This window comes from Streptomyces sp. NPDC042336, from assembly GCF_055581985.1.
The window spans coordinates 65,654-84,474 of sequence record NZ_JBVJEA010000025.1 but is presented as its reverse complement, the minus strand read 5'-3'; the positions used below and the strand labels follow the sequence as shown (position 1 = coordinate 84,474).

The following is an 18,821-nucleotide window of genomic DNA, read 5'->3' as shown; positions in this document are numbered from 1 at the left end:
CGATCAGGCCGAAAATACTCCACCGCTACGCCCCTACCACGTAAGACGCGGAACTCACCTCCTCAACAGTGGGCGTCCGGTTCGCCCACCGTCAGGTGGTACGCGGCGCGCTCGTCCAGGAGCAGCGGCACCAGGGCACGCTGTGACTGGCGCAGCGGTACATAGGCGCCCTTCTCCCCGGTCGGGAGCGCCCGTACACCGTGCAGGGCGAGTTCGTCCGCGACGTCCCGGTACTGGGCGGGGGTCAGCCGGTAGCCGCAGGGCGGGTCCTGGACCACCTCGGAGTCCTCGGCCGGGTCGTTGTCCGCGCCGCCCAGGTACACGGGTCCGGAATCGGCCAGTCCGGCCCGGCGGGCGGCGTCCGTGGCCGCCTCGACGCGTCCACGCCGTACGTCCGCGAAGCGGAACATGCCGTCCAGGGCGGCGAGCTGGGAGTCCACCCGGCGCCGGTGGTTGAGGGCCGGGTCCGCGCGCTCGGCGTCCGTGAGGGCGTCGACACGGCTCTCGATGAGCAGGCCGACCGCGTGCTTCACGCCGGACATGTTGCGCAGGATGCGTTCCTGGCCGTCGCCGGCGGTCTGTTTGACGGGGTCGCCGGTTTCCGGGTCGGTCCAGATGCCGTACGTGCCCGTCGAGTACCCGGCGCGCTCGGCGGCGGGGCGGACGTACGCGCCGGACAGGGTGCGGGCCTCGTCGTGGACCGGCGTACGGGTGTTGAGGTTGCGCGGCCAGAGGTCGAAGAGGTCCTTGTCGTAGTACGGGGGCGTGGCACCGTACTCGTGCAGGTCGTAGATGACGTCGGGGCGCTCGTCGCGGACGACGGCGGCCAGGGCGCTGGCCTCCGCCGTCGCCAGGGCCAGGTGGTCGCGGTTGACGTCGACGCCGTCGCCGTTGCCGCGGGTGTCGGCGGCCCGGCCGTCGGGGTTGGCGGTGGGCACGACCAGCACGGCGGTGCGGTCCAGGAAGCGCCGGGTCGCGCGGTCGGTGGCGTACGCGAGGTCCCGCACGGTGGTCAGGCAGGCCTCGCGGCCGGAGGGTTCGTCGCCGTGCTGGCTGCACACGAGGAGCACCTTGCCGGCGGCGAAGGGATTGCCGATGGTCACGAGCTGGAGCGGACGGTTCTGCTTCGTGGTGCCGATGCGGTCGAGGGTGACCCGGCCGCTCGCCCGGTCGGCGGCGGCCAGGAGGGCCTGTTCCTCCGGCTGGGTGGTCCAGCGGGCGCCGTGCGTCCGTTCGAAACCGGTGCGGGGCGGGTGGGGCGCGGGGCCGTCGGCGTGGGCGGGTGCGGTGAGGAGGGACGGGACCAGGAGGGACGCGGCGAGGGCCGCGGTGGTCGCGGTGAGGGTGCGCAGGCGGTTCATCGGCCTCCCTTCGGGACGCGGTGCGTGGGGTGCGGCGTGCTCGCGCCGGGGTGCGGCGCGGGTGCCGGGGCGGTGGTCCGCGTACCGGCGGTGGCCCTGGTGAACGCGGCGGTGCCGCCGGCGAACGGTACGCGGGCCGACGTGCGGAAGAGGCCCGAGGTGGCCGTCGGCGTGTCGGCGCACGGGCCGACGGGGCCCTTGTCGACGCGCGGGGCGGACGGGTGGGCCGGGACCGCCGTCGCGAGCGGTCTCCGGAGGGTGAGGCGCATGCGTATCGGCATGCGCGGACGGTACATCGGCCGACTCCCGCGCATAAGAGGGCCGGTTGTGGCTCATGACGGCCGGATGGCGATCGTGTGACAGGGGTGGCCGTGGACATGACGGTGTCCACAGGGGCTGAATAGGCTTCGAAGGATCTCGAACAGAACTCGTGCTTCTACGACTTGGAGCTTTCGTGCACCGCAGATTCATCGTGCCGGGCGCACTGGGCGCCGCCTCCCTCATGCTGGCGATCCCGGCGTCGGCGGCTGCCCACTCCCCCGGCGCTCCGGGCATCGGCGACCCCTACTACCCGGCCTACGGCAACGGCGGCTACGACGTCTCGCACTACGACCTGCGTCTCAAGTACCAGCCCGCCACCGACCGGCTGGAGGGAACGGCGACGATCCTGGCCCGCACCACCGCGGACCTGTCCCGGTTCAACCTGGACTTCCTGCTGGACGTCGACGAGGTGCGGGTGAACGGTGCCAAGGCGTCGTTCAGGACCTCGGGCGAGCAGGAGCTGGAGATCACGCCGAAGCACCCGCTCGACAAGGGCACGCCCGTCACCGTGGTCGTCCGCTACAGCGGTGTGCCGTCCTCCGAGGAGGCGTACGGCTTCACCAGCTGGCACCGCACCCCGGACGGCGGCGTCGCCGCCAACGAGCCCGAGGCCGCCGCGTGGTGGTTCCCCAGCAACGACCACCCGCTCGACAAGGCCACCTACGACGTGTCGGTGCAGGTGCCGGACGGCACCCAGGCGATCTCCAACGGCACTCTCCAGTCGACGAGTTCACGGCTCGGCTGGACGCGCTGGAACTGGCGCTCGGACCGGCCGCAGGCCACGTACCTCGCCACGCTGGCGGTCGGGAAGTTCGACCTCACCACCGGCACCACCGAGGGCGGCATCCCGGTCGTCAACGCCTACAGCAGGGACCTGGGCGCGAACGACGGCGCGGCGCGGGCCAGCGTGGAGCGGACCGGGGAGGTCGCCGACTGGCTGAGCGAGTACTTCGGGCCGTATCCGTTCAACGCGCTCGGCGGCTACGTGCCGAACACCACCACCGGGTACGCGCTGGAGACGCAGACCCGGCCGTTCTACAGCCCGCGGCAGTTCGCGAACGGGTCGAACGTGTCCGTCGTCGTGCACGAACTGGCCCACCAGTGGTACGGCGACCTGGTCTCGGTGCGCGGCTGGAAGGACATCTGGATCAACGAGGGCTTCGCGCGGTACGCCCAGTGGCTGTGGTCCGAGCACGAGGGCGAGGGCACGGCACAGGAACTGGCCGACTACACGTACGCCTCGCACCCGGCCGACGACGCGTTCTGGACGGTGCGGCCCGGTGACCCGGGCCCCGAGAACCAGTTCGACGGCGCCGTCTACGACCGGGGCGCGCTGGCCGTGCAGGTGCTGCGCAACGAGATCGGGGACGAGGCGTTCTTCACCGTCCTGAAGGGGTGGCCCGCGAAGTACGCCCACGGCAACGCGTCCGTCGCGGACTTCCAGCGGTACGCCGAGGAGGTGTCCGGCAAGCCCCTGGCCGCCCTGTTCGACACCTGGCTGTTCCAGCCGTCGAAGCCGGACGCCCCGGCGGCGCGCGCGCAGTCGCTCGCGAAGAACTCCGAGGCGCCCGCGCAGCCCCGCTCCTGGCGGAAGATCGCCGCGACGAACGACGTGCACGAGCACTGAGCCGTCGCGGACAGCCCTAGGCCGTGTCCCCGTGGTCGTAGACGGTCACGGGGATGCCGCGCCGGGCGAGGCGGTCGGTGACGAGCGGCTCCACGCGGGACCACTTGCCGCCGGCCAGGCCGCAGCCTATGCGGGGCATGTGCACGGACGCCTCCAGCCCGGCCGCCTTTTCGGCGAGGTCGCCGAGGGCCGTGCCGATGGCCTCGTAGCGCACGGGGGCGCCCTTGCTGCCGGTCCGTATGCCGCGCTGGCCGATCATGTTGGCCACCCACACGTACGGCTCGACCTGGACGAACTGGACCGCGCCGAGACCGAAGTCGTTGGACGCGCGGTCACGGTGCCAGGCCCGGTACGCCGCCTCCGGCTGCGGCCAGCGGCGGGAGACGGCCAGGACGAAGCCCTTGCCCCAGCCGCCGAGGTCGTTGCACACGTGGGCGATGACCTTGACGCCCTTCACCGACGGCGCGGTGGCGTCGCCCCGGACATATCCGATCTCCAGCATGACGCCACCGTACGGGCCACCACTGACAGTGGCCCCGGGTCGCTACTTCCCCGGTGTCGGGAGGTCCTGGTCGGCCTGGTGGGCGACCCGGCGCCGGACGCCGAACCAGCCGGCCACCAGCATCACCGCGATCACGGGCACCAGCAGCACGGTCTTGCGGCCGACCTCCTCGTCGTTCCACATCAGGCCGATGACAGCCAGCAGGAAGGCGATCGTGACGATCTCCGTGACGGGGCCGCCGGGCAGCCGGAAGCGCGGCCGTTCGACCAGGCCCGCCCGCGCCCGGCGGACGAACACCAGGTGGCAGATCATGATGATCACCCAGGTGCTGATGATGCCCAGGGAGGCGACGTTCAGCACGATCTCGAAGGCCTTGCTCGGCACAAGGTAGTTGAGGCCGACACCGAGGACGCAGACCGCGCAGGTCAGCAGGATGCCGCCGTAGGGGACCTGGCTGCGGCTCATCACGCCGGTGAACCTGGGCGCGGAGCCCGCCATCGCCATGGAACGCAGGATGCGGCCGGTGGAGTACAGGCCGGAGTTCAGCGACGACATCGCGGCGGTGAGCACGACGAGGTTCATCACGTCACCGGCGGCCGGCACACCGATCCCCGACAGCACCGTGACGAAGGGACTCTCGTCACCCGAGTAGAGCGAACTCGGCAGCAGCAGGGCCAGGAGCACGACCGAGCCGACGTAGAACACGGCCACCCGCCACATGATCGAGTTCACCGCGCGGGGAACGATCTTGTGCGGCTCAGCGGTCTCACCGGCGGCGACGCCGACCAGCTCCAGGGCCGCGTAGGAGAAGATCACGCCCTGCATGACCAGGACCACGGGCATCACCCCGTGCGGGAGGACGCCGCCGTGGTCGGTGATCATGCCCACGCCCGGGGACTGCCCGCTCACCTCGTGCTGGGTGGCGAGCAGGAAGATGCCGATCAGCATGAAACCGACGAGGGTGGCGACCTTGACGATCGCGAACCAGAACTCCATCTCGCCGAAGATCTTCACCGAGATGAGGTTCACGGCCAGAACCACCGCGAGGGCGACCAGGGCGAGCACCCATTGGGGGATGCTCGTGAACATGCTCCAGTAGTGCGTGTACAGCGCGATCGCGGTGATGTCGGCGATACCGGTCGTCGACCAGTTCAGGAAGTACATCCAGCCCGCGACGTAGGCCCCCTTCTCGCCGAGGAACTCGCGCGCGTACGACACGAAGGATCCGGAGGACGGCCGGTAGAGCACCAGCTCACCGAGCGCCTTGACGACGAAGAAGGCGAAGACGCCGGCGACGAGGTAGGCGATCGCGAGCGCCGGTCCGGCGTCGCGCAGGCGTCCGCCGGCGCCGAGGAAGAGGCCGGTGCCGATCGCGCCGCCGATGGCGATCATGTTGACGTGGCGGGCCTTGAGGTCCTTGCTGTAGCCGGCGTCGCCCGCGTCCGCGGGTCGTTCGGCCGCCTGTGGGTGGGCGGCGGCCTGTGCCGTGGCGACGGCGTCCTTGCTCACGGGTGGTTCCACTCTCTGGTGCGCCCGGGCGGGATGTGCCCGGGTCGTCCGTACAGTGACAAGGCCCGCACCACCCTCGCGGCACAGACCAAGGCAGCACCTTCCCACGACGCTGCGTGGGCATGCGGTGGCTCATGTCACACAGCGTGACTTCTCACATGATCCACCGACGGTCTCCACGTGGTGCACAAGAGGTGTCACAGCATCGGTGAGACAGCGATACTGCTACACATGACGACGAGCGACACCGAGGCGGCCGACGCCGGAGGGCAGACCCTCACGATCGACGAGCTGGCCGCGCGGGCCGGCGTCACGGTGCGCACGGTCCGCTTCTACGGCACCAAGGGTCTGCTGCCGCCGCCGGTGATCGGCCCGCGCCGGGTGGGGCACTACGACGGGGAGCACCTGGCCCGGCTGGCGCTGATCGAGGAGTTGCAGCACCAGGGCATGACGCTGGCCGCGATCGAGCGGTACCTGGGGCAGCTGCCGAAGGACCTGAGCGCCCAGGACCTGGCGCTGCACCGCGCGGTGGTGGCCTCCTGGGCGCCTCGGACGGTGGAGCGGGTCACCCGTGAGGAGCTGGGCAGGCGGGCGGGGCGGCCGCTCACCGACGAGGAGGTGGACCGGCTGGGGGCGATGGACGTCGTGGTGCCCGACGGCGACGGCCAGGGTTACCGCGTCGACGTCGGGCTGCTCCGGCTCGGCGTCGAGCTGCTCGACGTGCCCTTCTCCCCCGAGACGGTCCTCGCCGCCCGTACCGCCCTCCTGGAGCACTCCCGCGCCGCCGCGCGGGACCTGTCGCGGCTGCTGCGCGAGGCGGTCGCCGGACGCGGCACGCGGGACGTGCGGTCGCTGTCCGCCCACATGCACCCGCTGGTGGTGCAGGCGCTGCTCACCACGTTCCAGCGGTCGCTGCGCGAGGAACTGCGGGAGTGGCTCGACGAGGAGGCCGGTGAATGATCCGGCGGCTCAGCGGCCGTCCGTGAAGACCTCCCCCTTCTCCGCCTTCTCGACCAGCAGCGCGGGCGGGGTGAAGCGCTCGCCGTAGCGGTCGGCCAGTTCGCGCGCGCGGGCGACGAAGCCCGGCAGGCCGCCCTCGTAGCCGTTGATGTACTGCAGGACGCCGCCGGTCCAGCCGGGGAAGCCGATGCCGAGGATCGAGCCGATGTTGGCGTCGGCGACGGAGGTCAGTACGCCCTCCTCCAGGAGCTTGACGGTGTCCAGCGCCTCCGAGAAGAGCATGCGCTCCTGCATGTCGGCGAACGGGATCTCGTGCCCCGGCTTGGTGAAGTGCTCGCGCAGGCCCGGCCACAGCCCGGCACGCCTGCCGTCCTCGCCGTACTCGTAGAAGCCGGCGCCGCCACTGCGTCCGGGGCGCCGGAACTCGTCGACCATGCGGTCGATGACCGACTCGGCGGGGTGCGCGGTCCAGGTGCCGCCCGCCTCCTCCACGGCCCGCTTCGTCTCCTGGCGGATCTTCCGCGGGAGGGTCAGGGTCAGCTCGTCCATCAGGGACAGCACCTTGGCCGGGTAGCCGGCCTGGGCCGCCGCCTGCTCGACGGAGGCGGGCTCGATGCCCTCGCCGACCATCGCGACGCCCTCGTTGATGAAATGGCCGATGACCCGGGAGGTGAAGAAGCCCCGCGAGTCGTTGACCACGATCGGCGTCTTGCTGATCTGCCGGACCAGGTCGAACGCCCGCGCCAGCGCCTCCTCTCCGGTGCGCTCACCCTTGATGATCTCCACCAGCGGCATCTTGTCCACCGGCGAGAAGAAGTGCAGCCCGATGAAGTCGGCCTGGCGCTCGACGCCCTCGGCCAGCGCCGTGATCGGCAGCGTCGAGGTGTTCGAGCACAGCAGCGCGTCCGGGGCGACGACGTGCTCGATCTCCTGGAACACCTTGTGCTTGAGCGCGGTGTCCTCGAACACCGCCTCGATCACCGCGTCGCACCCCGCCAGGTCGCCCACCTCCGCGGTCGGCGTGATCCGGGCCAGGAGCGCGTCGGCCTTCTCCTGGCTCGTACGCCCCTTCGCCACCGCCTTCGCGCACAGCTTCTCCGAGTACGCCTTGCCCTTGACCGCCGATTCCAGGGCGACGTCCTTCAGCACGACCTCGATGCCCGCGCGGGCGCACGAGTAGGCGATGCCCGCGCCCATCATCCCGGCGCCCAGCACGGCCACCTTGGTGACCTTCCTCGGCTCGACGCCCTTGGGGCGGTTGGCGCCCGAGTTGACCGCCTGGAGGTCGAAGAAGAACGCCTGGATCATGTTCTTCGAGGTCTGTCCGGCGGCCAGCTCGACGAAGTAGCGGGCCTCGATGACCTGGGCGGTCTCGAAGTCGACCTGGGAGCCCTCGACGGCGGCGGCCATGATGTTGCGCGGCGCCGGGTAGGGGGCGCCGTTCGTCTGCTTGCGCAGGTTGGCCGGGAAGGCGGGCAGGTTGGCGGCGAACTTCGGGTGGGACGGGGTGCCGCCGGGGATGCGGTAGCCGGGCCGGTCCCAGGGCTGGGCGGATTCCGGGTGGGCGTCGATGAAGGCGCGGGCCTTGGCGAGCATGTCCTCGCGGCTGTCGGCGACCTCGTCGACCAGGCCGTTCTCCTGGGCGCGGCGCGGGTTGTACTGGGTGCCCTGGAGGAGGACCTTCAGCAGCGCGTCGGTGATGCCGAGCATCCGGACGGTGCGGACGACGCCGCCGCCTCCGGGGAGCAGGCCGAGGGTGACCTCGGGGCAGCCGATCTTGGAGCCGGGCGCGTCGAGGGCGACGCGGTGGTGGCAGGCCAGCGCGATCTCGTAGCCGCCGCCGAGGGCCGCGCCGTTCATGGCGGCGACGACGGGCTTGCCGAGGGTCTCGATGCGGCGCAGGTTGCGCTTGATGGCCATGCCGCCGTCGAAGAGGTCCTGGGCGGTCTCCGGGGTGACGCGGATGAGGTCGCGCAGGTCACCGCCGGCGAAGAAGGTCTTCTTGGCGGAGGTGACGATGACGCCGCGGACGGAGTCCTTCTCGGCCTCCAGGCGGTCGGTGACCGCCGCCAGGGAGTCGCGGAACGCCTGGTTCATGGTGTTCGCGGACTGGGCGGGGTCGTCGAGGACGAGGGTGACGACGCCGGTGTCGTCCTGCTCCCAGCGGATGGTGGTGGGCTCGGTGCTCATGAGGGTGTGCTCCAGGTGATCCGTCGTGATCCGTCGGGAGGGGGTCAGATGCGCTCGACGATGGTGGCGATGCCCATGCCGCCGCCCACGCACAGGGTGGCGAGGCCGTACCGCTTGTCCTGGCGCTCCAGTTCGTCGACGAGCGTGCCGAGGATCATCGCGCCGGTGGCGCCGAGCGGGTGGCCGAGCGCGATGGCGCCGCCGTTGACGTTGACCTTGTCCAGGGACAGGCCCATGTCCTTGACGAAGCGCAGGACGACCGCGGCGAACGCCTCGTTGATCTCGACCAGGTCGATGTCGTCGATGGTCAGCCCGGCCTTGGCGAGGGCCTTGCGGGTGGCCGGGGCTGGGCCGGTGAGCATGATGGTGGGCTCGGAACCGGACACGGCGGCGGAGACGATCCGGGCGCGCGGGGCGAGGCCGTGGCGGTCGCCGGCCTCCTTGGAGCCGATGGCGACCAGGGAGGCGCCGTCGACGATGCCGGAGGAGTTGCCCGCGTGGTGGACGTGGTCGATCTTCTCCACCCAGTGGTACTTCTGCAGCGCCACGGCGTCGAATCCGCCCAGCTCGCCGATGTCGGCGAAGGACGGCTTGAGCTTCCCGAGGGAGTCGGCGGTGGTGCCGGGCCGCGGGTGCTCGTCGTGGTCGAGGACGGTGAGACCGGCGCGGTCCTTCACCGGCACGACGGAGCGCTCGAAGCGGCCCTCCTTCCACGCGGTGGCCGCGCGCTCCTGGGAGAGCGCCGCGTACTCGTCGACGTCGCGGCGCGAGAAGCCCTCGATGGTCGCGATCAGGTCGGCGCCGATGCCCTGCGGGACGAAGTTGGTGGCGAGGTTGGTCATCGGGTCGTTGAACCAGGCGCCGCCGTCCGAGGCCATGGGGACGCGGGACATGGACTCAACACCGCCCGCGAGGACCAGGTCCTCCCAGCCGGAGCGCACCTTCATCGCCGCCATGTTGACGGCCTCCAGGCCCGAGGCACAGAAGCGGTTCTCCTGCACGCCCGCCACCGTGTCCGGCAGCCCGGCGGCGATCGCCGCGATACGGGCGATGTCCGAGCCCTGGTCGCCGACCGGGCCGACGACACCGAGCACGATGTCGTCCACCGCCGCCGGGTCCAGGCCCGGGAAACGGGCGCGGATCTCGTGGATGAGGCCGACGACCAGGTCGACGGGCTTCGTGCCGTGCAGGGCTCCGTTCGCCTTGCCGCGTCCGCGCGGGGTGCGGATCGCCTCGTACACGTACGCTTCGGTGCTCACTGGCAGGCCTTTCACTGAGGGTTGTGGACTGCGGGGTTCGGGAGGGGGGCCGGGGACGGGGCCCAGTCGGGGGCCAGCCCCCAGTCGCGGACCACGGCCTCGGTGCCGGCGCCGGGCAGGGCCGGCCCGGTGCGTACGGCGGTGGGGGTCGCGGAGAAGCGGGGCGCGGGGGCGGGCTGGGTGATGCCGTCGTGGTCGGTGAAGGTGGAGCGGGCGGCGAGGTGCGGGTGGTGCGGGGCCTCGCGCAGCGACAGGACGGGAGCGGTGCAGGCGTCGGAGTCCGCGAAGAGCGCCGTCCACTCGTCGCGGGTACGGGACTTGAACCGGGCGGCGACGGCCGCGCGCAGCTCGGGCCAGCGGGCCGGGTCGTCGCGGGCCGGTGCCTGCTCGGGGATGCCGAGGAGCCGCGTGAACTCGGCGTAGAACCGGGGCTCCAGGGCGCCGACCGCCATGTACCGGCCGTCGGCGGTCTCGTAGGTGCCGTAGAAGGGGCAGCCGCCGTCGAGGAGGTTGGCGCCGCGCCGGTCCTGCCAGCCGCCGGCGGCCAGCATGCCGTGGATCATCGCGGAGAGGTGGGCGGCGCCGTCGACGATGGCGGCGTCCACGACCTGCCCGGTGCCGTTCTCCCGCGCGTGGTGCAGGGCGGCGAGGATTCCGACGACCAGGTAGAGGGAGCCGCCCGCGTAGTCGCCGAGGAGGTTGGCGGGGACGGCCGGGGGCTCGCCGGGGGCGCCGATCATGCCGAGGGTGCCGGTGAGTGCGATGTACCCGATGTCGTGCCCGGCGCGCGGGGCGAGCGGGCCTTCCTGGCCCCAGCCGGTCATGCGGCCGTAGACGAGCGCCGGGTTGCGGGCGTGGCAGTCCGCGGGGCCGATGCCGAGCCGTTCGGCGACGCCGGGGCGGTAGCCCTCGATCAGGACGTCGGCGCGTTCGGCGAGGTCGAGGACGCGGGCCGGGCCGTCCGGTGCCTTGAGGTCGACGACCACGGAGCGCTTGTTGCGGTTGGTCACGTCGTGGGCGGGGTCGATGCCGAGGCCGGGCCCGCCGGGACGGTCGACACGCACGACGTCGGCGCCCAGGTCGGCCAGGAGCATGGCGGCGAACGGGCCGGGACCGATCCCGGCCAGCTCGACCACGCGCACACCAGTGAGCGGGCCGTCGGCGCCCGGCGTCCGCGTCGGCGTCTTCGCTTCCGACATCCAGCCCCCAGCTCTGTGACACAACCGATGTAACACCAGTGATGCTAAGAACGTGTTCCACTGGGCACAAGACCCGGGCGAGCAAGCGCTTAGCCAATTATGGTGCAGGCTCCTCGCCGGGCCGCGCGCTCCTCACGCTAGCCTCGGCCACCGGCAACGGCGCGTGCTGCGGGCCCAGGGGTTGCCGACGGGTGACGGAGGGATGTCATGAGCAGGCTGAAAGCGGCCGACCGGCCGTACGACATCGTGCTGTTCGGGGCGACGGGGTTCGTCGGCGAGCTGACGGCGGAGTACCTCGCCGCGCACGCGCCGGACGGGCTGCGCTGGGCGATCGCCGGCCGCAGCGAGGAGAGGCTGCGCCGGCTGCGCGACCGGCTGACGGGTGCGGCGGACACCGCGGCGGACGTCGGCGTGCTGCTCGCGGACGTGTCCGACCCGGCCTCGCTGCGCGAACTCGCCGGGCACGCGCGCGTGGTGGCCACGACGGTCGGTCCCTACGTCCGGTACGGCGACGCGCTGGTGGCCGCCTGCGCGGACGCCGGCACGGACTACCTCGACCTCACCGGGGAGCCCGAGTTCGTGGACCTGGCCTACGTCCGCCACGACACCCGCGCGCGGGAGACCGGCGCCCGCCTGGTGCACGCCTGCGGCTTCGACTCCGTCCCGCACGACCTCGGCGTGTACCTCACCGTGCGGCACCTGCCGGAGGGCGTGCCGCTGACCGTGGACGGCTTCGTGCGGGCCGGCGCCGCTTTCTCGGGCGGTACGTTCGCCTCCGCGCTGGGCCAGTTCGCGCGTGGCCGCGCGCTGCGGGCCGCCGCGCTGGAGCGCCGGCGGCACGAGCCGCGTCTGGTGGGCCGCCGCGTGGTGACGCCGACCGGGGCGCCGCGGTTCGCCGGGGAGGTGGGGGCGTGGGCGCTGCCGCTGCCGACCGTGGACGCGCAGATCGTGCGCCGCTCCGCGAAGGCTCTGGACCGCTACGGTCCGGACTTCCGCTACCGCCACTACGCGGCCGTGCGGCGACTGCCCGTCGCGGTGGGCGGGGTGGCGGCCGTGGGCGCGCTGATGGCGGCGGCCCAGGTGCCGGCCGCGCGGCGCTGGCTGTCCGGGCGGCTCGCGCCGGGCGAGGGACCGAGCGCCGAGCGGCGGGCCAAGAGCTGGTTCTCGGTCCGCTTCGTGGGCGAGGGCGGTGGCCGGAGGGTGTTCACCGAGGTCGCGGGCGGGGACCCCGGGTACGACGAGACGGCCAAGATGTTCGCCGAGGCGGCGCTCTGCCTGGCCCTCGACTCCCTGCCGCCGACGGCCGGACAGGTCACGACGGCCGTGGCGATGGGCGACGCGCTGACCGAGCGGCTGCGGGCGGCGGGCATCGGCTTCCGGGTGGCCGCGACGCGCTGATCAGCCGTTCCCCGACGCGCTGACCAGCAACGCTCCCCGGGAGGTGTGCGGCGGTCCGGTCCGGGGGTGTGCGGCGGTCCGGCGGCCGCCGCTACCCGGACCACCCTGCGATCGTGTAGATCATCCCGACGATCCAGGCCAGCCCGGCGCCCACCGCCAGCACCAGCCCCACGACCACGGCCCGCTCCACGGGGCGGCCGGACCGGGCCGAGTACTTGGGTGCACGGTGTGTCGTCATGCGTCCACCCTGCCGGGGCCGCCGCCGGCAGCACATCCGTACGGGTACTCAGATCCACCTGCGCGATCGGAACAGCCGATTTGAGACTTCCACGGCGTCCTCCTCGGCACTTCCCGCTGCTCCCGGGCATCACGCGCGCCGAAGTCCCAAGAAGGAGTTCAATGAAACCCTTGAAGGCATGAAGTTCCTTCTCGAAGTCACCATGGACGAGGGCGCCCTCGCCGAGGACCCCACGGGCGAACTGCAGCGGATCCTGCGGTACTGGGGCGGCAACCTGAAGCACTACGCGCTGCGGCCCGGCGACGGCTCGGAGATATACGACTCGGCGTACCGGGAGGTGGGCCGCTGGAGCATCGCGGATCAGGCCGGGTAGGCGGCGTCCCGCAGGGCCGCGCGGCACAGGGCGTCCGCCCTGCGGGTGGTCTCCGGCAGCCGGTAGGCGGGCGTCAGGGCCAGGGTGTGGGCGCAGGCGTTGCCGAGGTCCACCCGGTGCCCGACGGAGACGAAGACGGGCTTCACCGCGTCGCGGGTGCGCACCGCGCGCCCGACCTCCTCCGCTCCGGCGAGCAGCGGCGACGTACTGCCGCGCGGGGCGGCCGGGTCGTCGTAGGTGAAGGTGAAGGGGTTCTTGGCCACGCCGATCGTGGGCAGGCCGGTCAGGACGCCCAGGTGGCTCGCCAGGCCGAAGCGGCGCGGGTGGGCCAGACCGTATCCGTCGCAGACGACCAGGCCGGGCGGACAGGGCAGCGCCTCCAGGGCGGCGAGCACGGTCGGGATCTCCCGGAACGCGAGCAGGCCGGGCACGTAGGGGAAGGAGATCCGGCCGACGGCCGTGGCCTCGGCGACGACGGCGAGGGTCGCGGCGTCCAGCACGACGGCCGCCGCCGCGACGACGTCGCGTTCGTCGTCGTAGGCGACGTCCACGCCGGTGATCCGGCCGGTGCCGGGCCGGGGTCCGGGCTCGTCGAGCACCACGCGTGCGCGTAGTTCGTCCTGGACGGCGCGGGCCCGCTCCTCGGTCGTGGGCCAGTCGGCGGGGGTCTGCGCGGTCACGGTCGTCATGGTGGCCGCAAGCCTAACGGGAGCCGGGCGTAGGCTCGCGAACATGTTCGTACTGGAGCTGTCCTACACCGCCCCGCTCGAAGCCGTCGACGCCGTGCTGGAGGAGCACGTGGTCTGGCTCGACGGACTCTACGAGCAGGGCGTGTTCCTGGCCTCCGGGCGCAAGGAGCCCCGCGAGGGCGGGGTGATCATCGCCGTCGCGGGGGACCGTGCGCGGATCGAGGAGATCACCGCGGGCGACCCGTTCGTCAAGGCGGGTGTGTGCGCGTACCGCGTCACCGAGTTCATCGCCACGAAGACGGCGCCCGCGCTGGAGCGCTACCGGGAGACGCCCGGCCGGTAGCCGCGGCTCACTTGCCCAGCGCCTGGCGCAGCTCGCCCTTGTTCATGCTCGAACGGCCGTGGACGTCACGGCGCTTGGCCTCCTGGTACAGCTGGTCGTAGGTGGGCCCCTGGGGTCCCTGACGGTTCCCGGACCGCTGGCCGCCGCGCTTGCTCGGCGACTTGTCCTGTGTCGAGGTGCGGCTGGCGGTCTTCGACTCGCCGGACTGCGCGCGCTCCTTGTTCACCGTCCGCGCCGCGATCTCCTTGGCGCGGCCGGTGCTCTCGCCGCGGTCCTTCGCGCTCTTCTTGATGTGCTCGTACTGCCGCTCCCGCTTGGAGCTGGAACCGCTCGGCATGTCCGCTCACTTCCTCTCACGTTCAGCGAACGGTTACCCACGTTACGGACAAACACCCCTGCCCGCCCGGCGTCAGCGCTCCAGCCGGGCGACCCGGCCCTGCTCGCCGGCGGCCCAACAGCCAAGGTCCGGGGTGCAGTCCACGGTGTCGTAGGACCCGGTGTCGACGGTGCGCCAGGTTTGGCCGCCGTCCGTGGTGAGGTCGGTGCCGGTGGGGCCGACGGCGAGGGCGGTGGTGCGGCTGTGCGGGAGCCAGGCGACGCCGGAGCGGTAGGCGGGCGGCGGCCGGTCGGCGGGGCGCCAGGTGCGGCCGGCGTCGGCGGTCCGGGCGGCGGCCCGCGGGGAGGCCTGCTCGGGGCGGTAGTCGCCGCCGACGGCGAGGCCGTGGGCGCGGTCGCGGAAGGCGAGGGCGAAGACGCCGCGGGCGGGGTCGCCGGCCGGGATCGGCGCGTCGGTGGCCGTCCAGGTGAGCCCACGGTCGGCGGAGTGCAGCACGCGCGCGCGTGCGGCCCCGCCGGTGGCCAGCCAGACGTCCCTCGGTCCGGCGGAGACCAGGCACTGGCCACTGGCCGCGAACCCGGCCTCGCCGTCCTGCGCGGCCGGCATCCCCGCGTCGGGCAGCACCTGCCAGGAGCGGCCGCCGTCGCTGGTCGACAGGATGCGGAACCTCCCGTCCACCGGGTCGCTCATGGCGAGGCCGTGACGGCGGTCGAAGAAGGTGAGGCAGTCGTAGAAGGCCCGCGCGTCGGTGTTGCGGAAGGACTCGGTCCAGGTCGCCCCGCCGTCGTCGGTGCGGTAGACCCGGGACGCCTCGCCCTCGCCGATGGCCAGCACCACGGCGCGGCGGGCGTCGAATGCCTCGATGTCCCGGAACTCCAGCTCACCGGCGCCGGGCGGGGAGACCTCGCGCCAGGTGTCGCCGCCGTCGGTGGTGCGCAGGACCGTCCCCCCGGTGCCGGCCGCCCAGGCGGTGTGCCGGCTGACGGCGGCGAGCCCCCGGAACCGGACGTCCGAGACCCCGGTGTCCTTCACGTCCCAGTGCGGCCGCTGGTGCGCCTGGGCGGGTACGGCGGTCAGCGCGGCCAGCGCCGCCGCGCAGACGGCGCCCGCGAGCGCCACCCGCCCCGTGCGCCTGCCGCCGGCTCGAACGGACCGTACCGTGCGTCGCGTGCTTCCCAAGCGCCTCATGGCGGGCGAAGCTAGCCCACGGCCCGCGCGCCGTCCAGAGGGCCGCGACCGCTCGCACATGCGATGCGGGCGTGCCGCAAGTGCCCTGCGGGGCACGGGAGGAGAGGCGTGTCACTCCTGGCGGCTCCCGGGCATGAACGCGGTGACAGAGGTCACTCGCTCGTCGTGTGCACGGATGGGCTGATTCCGACGTCTCTTCCAGTGCCCGGCCCGTACCACCCGCGAAGCCCGTCCAGCCGTCACGAGGGAGCAAGGCGTTGTCCACCGTCATCGAGCAGCCCGTCGAGGCGCGTCTCGTCGCCGCCGCGCCGCGTATGCCGAGCATTCCCGCCACCCTGCACTACGATCGCGCCGACCCGTTCGCCGTCCGCATGACCTTCCCGGCCCCGGCCACCCTCGAAGGCGTGGAGGTCTGCTGGACCTTCTCCCGCGAGCTGCTCATCGCCGGGATGGCCGAGCCCAACGGCCACGGTGACGTCCGGGTGCGCCCGTACGGGTACGACCGCACCGTCCTGGAGTTCCACGCGCCCGAGGGCACCGCCGTGATCCATGTCCGCTCGGGCGAGCTGCGCCGGTTCCTGCACGCCGCCGGCGAGCTGGTGCCGGTGGGCCTGGAGCACCTCCAGCTGGACCTGGACCACGACCTGGCGGAGCTGATGCGCGGGAGCTGCTGACCCCCTCCCCCGGCTCCCGCGGTGACGGACGGCGCTCAGCCGCGCGCGGACGCCGGTGCCCGTGCGCTCTCGTCGCTCACCGCGTCCCACACCTCACTCACGATCTTCCGCATGCCGGGTGCCGCACTCGCGCACCGCCGGGACAGCTCCGTGATCCGGTCCCGTCCGCGCACCCCGCCGAGCGTGCCCTTCGGGACGCCCAGGCCGGCGGCGGCCGCCAGCGCGCCCAGGGCCGCGTCCCGTTCGGAGACCTCCCCGGCCGGCAGCGGCCCCTCCAGGACGGATCGCGCCTCCTCGCGCAGCGCCCGCGCCACGGCGGCCCGCGCCAGCACGTACTCGACGGACGGGAACACGCCGAGCACCCGCCTCTTCTCGGCCCGCAGGTACCCCTGCGCCACCAACTGCTCCCGTACGGCGTCGAAGGTGACCCTGGCGTGCAGCCGCACCCAGGTGCGCCACCGGTGCGGCAGCGACTCGCGGACGAGTTCCAGCAGCCCGTCGAGGACCGCGTCCCCGGTGCGGGAGTCCAGGTCGGCGGGGGTGACGATGCCCTCGTCGTCGGTGAGCAGACCGCGCTGGGCCAGTTCGGTGAGAGCGCCGGCACGCACCAGGTGGTGGACCCGGGCGGTGTCGGCGGCGGTGGACCCGGTGGGGTCCCAGGCCAGCAGGCAGAGCCGGGCCGGCAGTGAGAGCGAGCCGTTGGGCACGGGGGCCTCCTCGGGGTCCGCGTAAATGCGTTGACAGGCCAACCGGCCCTGTCTAGGTTCGGTACCGCTTCTGTTGCCGCCGATTGGAGAAGGACGTTGCTCGTCTGAGGTCCTGAGACACCGCGTCACACGTATCTCACGTGTGTACGCCGCGTGCGACCTCGGCGTTCGAGCCGTCCGTGCCGTCCGTGCCTCCTGACGGAGCGGGACTTGCTTCGTGCTCTCCCCTCGTCCGACGGCGGCCGCCCGCTTGCGGTGTCTCGATACGCGTTTGCCCCTGACCGCTTCGAGCAACCGCGGAGACCCGTATGTCTACTTCCCCTGCTTCCCTCACCTGTACGTCCCTGTCCTTCGCCTGGCCCGACGGCACCACCGTCTTCGAGGGACTCGACGTCGCCTTCGGCCCCGGCAGAACCGGCCTCGTCGGTGTCAACGGCGCCGGCAAGTCCACCCTGTTGAAGCTGATCGCCGGAGAGCTCACCCCGGCCGACGGCGCCGTCCGGGTGACCGGCGAGGTGGGTTACCTGCCGCAGAACGTCACGCTCGACACCGCGCTGCGCGTCGACGAGGCGCTCGGCATCGACGGGCGGCGGGCCGCGCTGCACGCCATCGAGGCGGGCGACGTGAGCGAGGAGCACTTCGAGACCGTCGGCGACGACTGGGACGTCGAGGAACGCGCCCTCGCCACGCTCGGCGGACTCGGACTGGGCCACGTCGGCCTCGACCGCACCGTCGGCGAGGTGTCGGGCGGCGAGTCGGTGCTGCTGCGGCTGGCCGCGCTGCTGCTGCGCCGGCCCGACGTCCTGCTCCTGGACGAGCCCACCAACAACCTCGACGTGTACGCCCGCGGACGGCTGTACGCGGCCGTCGAGTCCTGGCCGGGCGTGATGGTCGTGGTCAGTCACGACCGGGAACTGCTGGAACGGGTCGACCAGATCGCCGACCTGCGTTCCGGCTCGGTCACCTGGTACGGCGGCAACCTCACGGCGTACGAGGAGGCGCTGGCCGTGGAGCAGGAGGCGGCCGAGCGCATGGTGCGGGTCGCCGAGTCGGACCTGCGCAGACAGAAGCGCGAACTGGCCGACGCCCAGGTCGTCCTGGCCCGGCGCAGGCGCTACGGGCAGAAGATGTACGACACCAAGCGCGAGCCCCGGGCGGTGATGAAGCTGCGCGCCCGCACCGCCCAGCAGTCCGCGGGCAAGTACCGCGTCATGCACGAGGAGAAGCTCGCCGAGGCGAAGGAGCGGCTCGACGACGCGGTGGAGGCCGTGCGGGACGACGACGAGATCCGCGTCGACCTGCCGTACACGGCCGTGCCGCCGGGCCGGACCGTGCTGACCCTGCGCGAGCTGGAGCTGGCCTACGGCGCCCGGGTGGCGGGCGGACTCGATCTGCACGGTCCCGAGCGGATCGCGCTGATCGGACGCAACGGCGCGGGCAAGACCACGCTGCTGCGCACCGTCGCCGGGGAGCTGGCACCGGTGGCGGGCGAGGCGACGGCGCACGTGCCCCTGCGGTTCCTGCCGCAGCGCCTGGACGTCCTGGACGGCGAGCTGAGCGTCGCGGAGAACGTGGCCCGGTTCGCGCCGGGCGCCACCGGCAACCGTATCCGGGCGCGGCTGGCTCGCTTCCTGTTCCGGGGCGCCCGCGCCGATCGGAAGGCGGCCACGCTGTCCGGCGGCGAACGCTTCCGGGCGGCGCTGGCGGCCCTGATGCTGGCCGAGCCCGCGCCGCAGCTGCTGATGCTGGACGAGCCGACCAACAACCTGGACATGTCGAGCGTGCGGCAGCTCACCACCGCGCTGGAGGCCTACGAGGGGGCGTTGATCGTGGCCAGCCACGACCTGCCGTTCCTGAAGTCACTGGGCATCACGCGCTGGCTGCTGTTCGAGGAGGGGGAGCTGAGGGAAATCACGCCGGAGGCTGTCGGGTATTCGGCCTAGCGT

19 protein-coding genes are annotated in these 18,821 nt (G+C 72.6%); 7 read left to right on the top strand and 12 right to left on the bottom strand.

Features of this window, described 5'->3' with window-relative positions; translation table 11 throughout:
• Nucleotides 1–62 precede the first annotated feature (62 nt).
• Together ACZ6IM_RS35030 and ACZ6IM_RS35025 are read right to left on the bottom strand one after the other, a co-directional pair.
• Nucleotides 63–1,361, bottom strand: coding sequence for a M14 family zinc carboxypeptidase (locus ACZ6IM_RS35030; protein ID WP_469562381.1), 1,299 nt, complete (start codon nt 1,359–1,361; stop codon nt 63–65).
• Complete coding sequence (locus ACZ6IM_RS35025; RefSeq protein ID WP_469562379.1) at nt 1,358–1,642, bottom strand: hypothetical protein; 285 nt, start codon at nt 1,640–1,642, stop codon at nt 1,358–1,360. The genes ACZ6IM_RS35030 and ACZ6IM_RS35025 overlap by 4 nt, the downstream gene beginning before the upstream one ends.
• Before the next feature lie 173 nt (nt 1,643–1,815).
• Here ACZ6IM_RS35025 and ACZ6IM_RS35020 point away from each other — a divergent pair, with 173 nt between their 5' ends.
• Nucleotides 1,816–3,309, top strand: a complete 1,494-nt coding sequence (locus ACZ6IM_RS35020) for a M1 family metallopeptidase (protein ID WP_469562376.1) — start codon at nt 1,816–1,818, stop codon at nt 3,307–3,309.
• Nucleotides 3,310–3,325: 16 nt separating this feature from the next.
• On the opposite strand, the gene ACZ6IM_RS35015 is transcribed toward ACZ6IM_RS35020, so the two are convergent.
• Together ACZ6IM_RS35015 and ACZ6IM_RS35010 are read right to left on the bottom strand one after the other, a co-directional pair.
• On the bottom strand, nt 3,326–3,811 hold the full coding sequence (locus ACZ6IM_RS35015) for a macro domain-containing protein (protein WP_469562371.1): 486 nt from the start codon (nt 3,809–3,811) through the stop codon (nt 3,326–3,328).
• 42 nt (nt 3,812–3,853) lie between these two features.
• Nucleotides 3,854–5,320: an amino acid permease gene (locus tag ACZ6IM_RS35010; protein ID WP_469562368.1), complete on the bottom strand. Its 1,467-nt coding sequence runs from the start codon at nt 5,318–5,320 to the stop codon at nt 3,854–3,856.
• Nucleotides 5,321–5,551: 231 nt separating this feature from the next.
• Here ACZ6IM_RS35010 and ACZ6IM_RS35005 point away from each other — a divergent pair, with 231 nt between their 5' ends.
• A complete protein-coding gene (locus ACZ6IM_RS35005) occupies nt 5,552–6,280 on the top strand; it encodes a MerR family transcriptional regulator (protein ID WP_469562365.1) in 729 nt (242 codons plus the stop codon).
• Between the two features lie 9 nt (nt 6,281–6,289).
• Here ACZ6IM_RS35005 and ACZ6IM_RS35000 read toward each other — a convergent pair whose 3' ends face one another.
• Genes ACZ6IM_RS35000 through ACZ6IM_RS34990 form a run of 3 tightly spaced genes read right to left on the bottom strand, consistent with a single transcriptional unit; the run spans nt 6,290 to nt 10,928 of the window.
• Nucleotides 6,290–8,470: a 3-hydroxyacyl-CoA dehydrogenase NAD-binding domain-containing protein gene (locus ACZ6IM_RS35000; RefSeq protein ID WP_052842254.1), complete on the bottom strand. Its 2,181-nt coding sequence runs from the start codon at nt 8,468–8,470 to the stop codon at nt 6,290–6,292.
• A gap of 44 nt (nt 8,471–8,514) precedes the next feature.
• Nucleotides 8,515–9,729 (bottom strand): acetyl-CoA C-acetyltransferase, encoded by a 1,215-nt coding sequence (locus ACZ6IM_RS34995; RefSeq protein WP_469562362.1) that lies wholly within the window; start codon nt 9,727–9,729, stop codon nt 8,515–8,517.
• A gap of 11 nt (nt 9,730–9,740) precedes the next feature.
• On the bottom strand, nt 9,741–10,928 hold the full coding sequence (locus ACZ6IM_RS34990; protein WP_052842256.1) for a CaiB/BaiF CoA transferase family protein: 1,188 nt from the start codon (nt 10,926–10,928) through the stop codon (nt 9,741–9,743).
• 207 nt (nt 10,929–11,135) lie between these two features.
• Here ACZ6IM_RS34990 and ACZ6IM_RS34985 point away from each other — a divergent pair, with 207 nt between their 5' ends.
• The gene (locus tag ACZ6IM_RS34985; RefSeq protein ID WP_052842257.1) at nt 11,136–12,326 is read left to right on the top strand and encodes a saccharopine dehydrogenase family protein; all 1,191 of its coding nucleotides are present in this window, start codon (nt 11,136–11,138) and stop codon (nt 12,324–12,326) included.
• Nucleotides 12,327–12,417: 91 nt separating this feature from the next.
• On the opposite strand, the gene mmpA is transcribed toward ACZ6IM_RS34985, so the two are convergent.
• The gene (mmpA, locus tag ACZ6IM_RS34980) at nt 12,418–12,564 is read right to left on the bottom strand and encodes a morphogenic membrane protein MmpA (RefSeq protein ID WP_469562358.1); all 147 of its coding nucleotides are present in this window, start codon (nt 12,562–12,564) and stop codon (nt 12,418–12,420) included.
• 178 nt (nt 12,565–12,742) lie between these two features.
• Here mmpA and ACZ6IM_RS34975 point away from each other — a divergent pair, with 178 nt between their 5' ends.
• On the top strand, nt 12,743–12,937 hold the full coding sequence (locus tag ACZ6IM_RS34975) for a hypothetical protein (protein ID WP_052842259.1): 195 nt from the start codon (nt 12,743–12,745) through the stop codon (nt 12,935–12,937).
• Here ACZ6IM_RS34975 and ACZ6IM_RS34970 read toward each other — a convergent pair.
• On the bottom strand, nt 12,925–13,626 hold the full coding sequence (locus ACZ6IM_RS34970) for an endonuclease V (protein ID WP_052842260.1): 702 nt from the start codon (nt 13,624–13,626) through the stop codon (nt 12,925–12,927). The two genes, ACZ6IM_RS34975 and ACZ6IM_RS34970, sit on opposite strands and share 13 nt — an antisense overlap.
• A gap of 43 nt (nt 13,627–13,669) precedes the next feature.
• Here ACZ6IM_RS34970 and ACZ6IM_RS34965 point away from each other — a divergent pair, with 43 nt between their 5' ends.
• The gene (locus tag ACZ6IM_RS34965; RefSeq protein WP_052842261.1) at nt 13,670–13,969 is read left to right on the top strand and encodes a YciI family protein; all 300 of its coding nucleotides are present in this window, start codon (nt 13,670–13,672) and stop codon (nt 13,967–13,969) included.
• 7 nt (nt 13,970–13,976) lie between these two features.
• Here the strand turns inward: ACZ6IM_RS34965 and ACZ6IM_RS34960 are convergent, their stop codons facing one another.
• Together ACZ6IM_RS34960 and ACZ6IM_RS34955 are read right to left on the bottom strand one after the other, a co-directional pair.
• Nucleotides 13,977–14,306, bottom strand: a complete 330-nt coding sequence (locus ACZ6IM_RS34960; RefSeq protein WP_052842262.1) for a hypothetical protein — start codon at nt 14,304–14,306, stop codon at nt 13,977–13,979.
• A 72-nt stretch (nt 14,307–14,378) separates the two neighbouring features.
• Nucleotides 14,379–15,425 (bottom strand): WD40/YVTN/BNR-like repeat-containing protein, encoded by a 1,047-nt coding sequence (locus ACZ6IM_RS34955; RefSeq protein WP_052842263.1) that lies wholly within the window; start codon nt 15,423–15,425, stop codon nt 14,379–14,381.
• A 326-nt stretch (nt 15,426–15,751) separates the two neighbouring features.
• On the opposite strand from ACZ6IM_RS34955, the gene ssgD reads away from it, so the two are divergent.
• A complete protein-coding gene (gene ssgD, locus ACZ6IM_RS34950) occupies nt 15,752–16,168 on the top strand; it encodes a spore wall synthesis regulator SsgD (protein WP_052842264.1) in 417 nt (138 codons plus the stop codon).
• A 35-nt stretch (nt 16,169–16,203) separates the two neighbouring features.
• Here ssgD and ACZ6IM_RS34945 read toward each other — a convergent pair whose 3' ends face one another.
• Complete coding sequence (locus ACZ6IM_RS34945) at nt 16,204–16,875, bottom strand: GOLPH3/VPS74 family protein (protein ID WP_052842265.1); 672 nt, start codon at nt 16,873–16,875, stop codon at nt 16,204–16,206.
• 308 nt (nt 16,876–17,183) lie between these two features.
• Between ACZ6IM_RS34945 and ACZ6IM_RS34940 the strand changes: the two genes are divergently transcribed.
• Nucleotides 17,184–18,818, top strand: a complete 1,635-nt coding sequence (locus ACZ6IM_RS34940; protein ID WP_052842266.1) for an ABC-F family ATP-binding cassette domain-containing protein — start codon at nt 17,184–17,186, stop codon at nt 18,816–18,818.
• Nucleotides 18,819–18,821: the final 3 nt, after the last annotated feature.

Excerpts from the sequence above, each read along its gene's own strand:
- ACZ6IM_RS35030 (WP_469562381.1), bottom strand. The coding sequence starts at position 1,361 with ATGAACCGCCTGCGCACCCTCACCGCGACCACCGCGGCCCTCGCCGCG.
- ACZ6IM_RS35025 (WP_469562379.1), bottom strand. The coding sequence starts at position 1,642 with ATGCCGATACGCATGCGCCTCACCCTCCGGAGACCGCTCGCGACGGCG.
- ACZ6IM_RS35015 (WP_469562371.1), bottom strand. The coding sequence starts at position 3,811 with ATGCTGGAGATCGGATATGTCCGGGGCGACGCCACCGCGCCGTCGGTG.
- ACZ6IM_RS35005 (WP_469562365.1), top strand. The coding sequence starts at position 5,552 with ATGACGACGAGCGACACCGAGGCGGCCGACGCCGGAGGGCAGACCCTC.
- ACZ6IM_RS35000 (WP_052842254.1), bottom strand. The coding sequence starts at position 8,470 with ATGAGCACCGAGCCCACCACCATCCGCTGGGAGCAGGACGACACCGGC.
- ACZ6IM_RS34990 (WP_052842256.1), bottom strand. The coding sequence starts at position 10,928 with ATGTCGGAAGCGAAGACGCCGACGCGGACGCCGGGCGCCGACGGCCCG.
- ACZ6IM_RS34985 (WP_052842257.1), top strand. The coding sequence starts at position 11,136 with ATGAGCAGGCTGAAAGCGGCCGACCGGCCGTACGACATCGTGCTGTTC.
- mmpA (WP_469562358.1), bottom strand. The coding sequence starts at position 12,564 with ATGACGACACACCGTGCACCCAAGTACTCGGCCCGGTCCGGCCGCCCC.
- ACZ6IM_RS34975 (WP_052842259.1), top strand. The coding sequence starts at position 12,743 with ATGAAGTTCCTTCTCGAAGTCACCATGGACGAGGGCGCCCTCGCCGAG.
- ACZ6IM_RS34970 (WP_052842260.1), bottom strand. The coding sequence starts at position 13,626 with ATGACGACCGTGACCGCGCAGACCCCCGCCGACTGGCCCACGACCGAG.
- ACZ6IM_RS34965 (WP_052842261.1), top strand. The coding sequence starts at position 13,670 with ATGTTCGTACTGGAGCTGTCCTACACCGCCCCGCTCGAAGCCGTCGAC.
- ACZ6IM_RS34960 (WP_052842262.1), bottom strand. The coding sequence starts at position 14,306 with ATGCCGAGCGGTTCCAGCTCCAAGCGGGAGCGGCAGTACGAGCACATC.
- ACZ6IM_RS34940 (WP_052842266.1), top strand. The coding sequence starts at position 17,184 with ATGTCTACTTCCCCTGCTTCCCTCACCTGTACGTCCCTGTCCTTCGCC.